Here is a 2,614-nt window from a genome sequence, read left to right on the forward strand (position 1 = left end):
GAATCGTTGACTCCGTTTGGACTTTGAGCAAGGCCCACTTCTGGACCGACGGGCGGAGAACGGCTGCCGCGACCGGACGCGCGTCCGGTCGCGGCAGCCGTTCTCCGCCCGTCGGTCCAGAAGTGGGCCTTGCTCAAAGTCCAAACGGAGTCAACGATTCAGTCGTGCGATTGACAGGTTCACGGCCAAAACCGAATGGCGGTGGACGGTCGCACGACAGCGGCCCGCTTACCCAACGGATCGCGAGTTTCCCCCACCTATGGAGGATGTTGTGACCATCAAGCGCTTTTCCCCCCTCGGCGCGGTGTCCGGACGCGTACGGCTCCTCGCCGTCGCCTCAGGTCTGGTGACCGCCGTCGCGCTTGCGGCCCCGACTGCCATCGCGGCGCCCGAGCCGGTCGCCAAGGCCTCCGCGGCCCAGCTCGCCGACGCCAGCAGCGCCGTCCGCACCGCGGACATCGCCGGTACGGCCTGGTACACGGACAAGGCCTCCGGCAAGGTCGTCGTCACCGTCGACAGCACGGTCTCGGACGCTGAGATAGCCGAGATCAAGAACTCCGTGGGCACCACCGCGGGCCTCACGATCAAGCACACCCCCGGCAAGTTCAACAAGCTCATCGCCGGTGGCGAGGCCATCACCACGGGCGGCAGCCGCTGCTCCCTCGGCTTCAACGTCCGCAGCGGCTCGACGTACTACGCGCTGACCGCCGGACACTGCACCAACATCAGCGCCTCCTGGAGCATCGGCACCCGTGCCGGCACGAGCTTCCCGACCAACGACTACGGCATCATCCGCCACTCCAACGCCGCCGCGGCCGACGGCCGGGTCTACCTGTACAACGGCTCGTACCAGGACATCACCAGCGCCGCCAACCCGTCGGTCGGCCAGAGCGTGCGTCGCAGCGGCTCGACCACGGGCGTCCACAGCGGTACGGTCACCGGTCTCAACGCGACCGTGAACTACGGCAGCGGCCAGATCGTCAGCGGTCTGATCCAGACCAACGTCTGCGCCGAGCCCGGCGACAGCGGCGGCTCGCTCTTCGCCGGCAGCACCGCGCTCGGTCTGACCTCGGGCGGCAGCGGCAACTGCTCCTCCGGCGGCACCACGTTCTTCCAGCCGGTCGTGGAGGCCCTCAACGCCTACGGCGTGAGCGTCTTCTAATCTCCGCACGCAGCACCGCACAACGGCACGGACACGCTTCATCCGCTTGATCCTTCCTCGGAACACCGACGGGCCGCGCACCTGGTGCGCGGCCCGTCGCGTTCGTCCGCCGCGCTCCCGTGCCGGCGCCGGGGACGTCCGATTCGTTCAAGACCGGCTCCGCGCACGCTCCTACCGTGGAGGCATGACCACTACTCCCGCGTCCACGCCTGTTCCACGACTCGACGCGATCGGCCTGGTCGTCTCCGACATGGCCGCCTCGCTCGCCTTCTACCGCACGCTCGGCGTGCCCGTACCCGCCGGCGCCGACACCGCGCCCCACGCCGAGGCCACCCTGCCCGGCGGCGCGCGCGTGCTCTGGGACACGGAGGAGACCGTCCGTACCTACGATCCCGGCTGGACCCGGCCGCCGGGCGGTGGACGGATCGGGCTCGCCTTCCTCTGCGCGAGTCCCGCCGAGGTGGACGCCACCTACGGTGCTCTCGTCGCGGCCGGGTACCGGGGGCATCTGAAGCCCTGGGACGCGGTGTGGGGACAGCGTTACGCGGTGGTCCTGGACCCGGACGGCTGCGAGGTCTCGCTGTTCGCCAGCGCCGCGTAGGCGCCGAGCGTGAGCCCGGCCAGATCCCGTGTCTCCCGGGCGAGATGCGCCTGGTCGGCACAGCCCGCGGCGAGCGCCGCCTCGGCGAACGGCTGACCCGCCCGTACGAGCGCCAGCGCACGCTGGAGCCGCAGCACCCGGGCCAGGGTCTTGGGCCCGTAGCCGAAGGCGTCCAGGGAGCGGCGGTGGAGCTGGCGGGCCCCGAGGCCGACGGCGTCGGCGGTCGCCGCGACCGTACGCCGGGCGTTCAGCCCGTCGACCACCGCCCGCAGCAGCGGATCGGGCGGTCCGACGGCCGCGGCCCGCCCCAGCGCCACGGCCTCCAGCGCGTCCGCCGGGTCCTCGGCGGACGCGAGCCGCCCGGTGAGCCCGCGCACCTCGGCCGGTGACCAGAGATCGGCCAGCTCCACCCGCCGGTCGCGCAGCTCGTGCGCCGGCACACCGAGGAACGCGGGCGCCGTCCCGGGCGCGAAGCGCACTCCGGCGCAGTGCAGCCCGTCGACGCCCTCGGGGGTGTACGCGTGGGTGTCGGGTCCCGCGACCAGCAGTCTGTCCCCGATCCACAGCAGATCCATACAGCCGTCGGGCAGCACGGGATACGGCGTGGATCCCCTCCCCGCCGTCACGGTCCGCGTCCAGACGACCGCGCCGTCGAGCCGCGACGCCCGTTCCTCGTACATACCGACGAGGCTAGGGCGTGTTTCGAAAGTCCCGCCTGGCCCGCGACGCCTGGCACGCACGCTCGCCGCGTTGTCGGAGTCGTGCGAGTACGTCCGGTACGAGCACGGTCCTCCGCCTCGCGATCGCACGCACCAGACGCCGCGGGCCCCGCCCTTCGGGCGGACGGCGCT

Annotated in this window: 3 protein-coding genes; 2 read left to right on the plus strand and 1 reads right to left on the minus strand. The window is 71.8% G+C overall.

Translation table 11 applies throughout. The features are described 5' to 3' along the window. Positions 1 to 271 precede the first annotated feature (271 nt). Positions 272 to 1,162 (plus strand): S1 family peptidase, encoded by an 891-nt coding sequence (locus BFF77_RS30460; protein ID WP_066956466.1) that lies wholly within the window; start codon positions 272 to 274, stop codon positions 1,160 to 1,162. A gap of 184 nt (positions 1,163 to 1,346) precedes the next feature. Continuing rightward, on the plus strand, positions 1,347 to 1,763 hold the full coding sequence (locus BFF77_RS30465; protein WP_066956460.1) for a VOC family protein: 417 nt from the start codon (positions 1,347 to 1,349) through the stop codon (positions 1,761 to 1,763). Here the strand turns inward: BFF77_RS30465 and BFF77_RS30470 are convergent. Further along, positions 1,703 to 2,443: a helix-turn-helix domain-containing protein gene (locus tag BFF77_RS30470; protein ID WP_066956463.1), complete on the minus strand. Its 741-nt coding sequence runs from the start codon at positions 2,441 to 2,443 to the stop codon at positions 1,703 to 1,705. The genes BFF77_RS30465 and BFF77_RS30470 overlap by 61 nt on opposite strands. Positions 2,444 to 2,614 lie beyond the last annotated feature (171 nt).

The organism is Streptomyces lushanensis, assembly GCF_001700515.1.
GTDB classification, from domain to species: domain Bacteria; phylum Actinomycetota; class Actinomycetes; order Streptomycetales; family Streptomycetaceae; genus Streptomyces; species Streptomyces lushanensis.

Bases quoted from the DNA above. Each gene is read 5' to 3' on its own strand.
- BFF77_RS30470 (WP_066956463.1), bottom strand. From the start codon at position 2,443: ATGTACGAGGAACGGGCGTCGCGGCTCGACGGCGCGGTCGTCTGGACG.
- BFF77_RS30465 (WP_066956460.1), top strand. From the start codon at position 1,347: ATGACCACTACTCCCGCGTCCACGCCTGTTCCACGACTCGACGCGATC.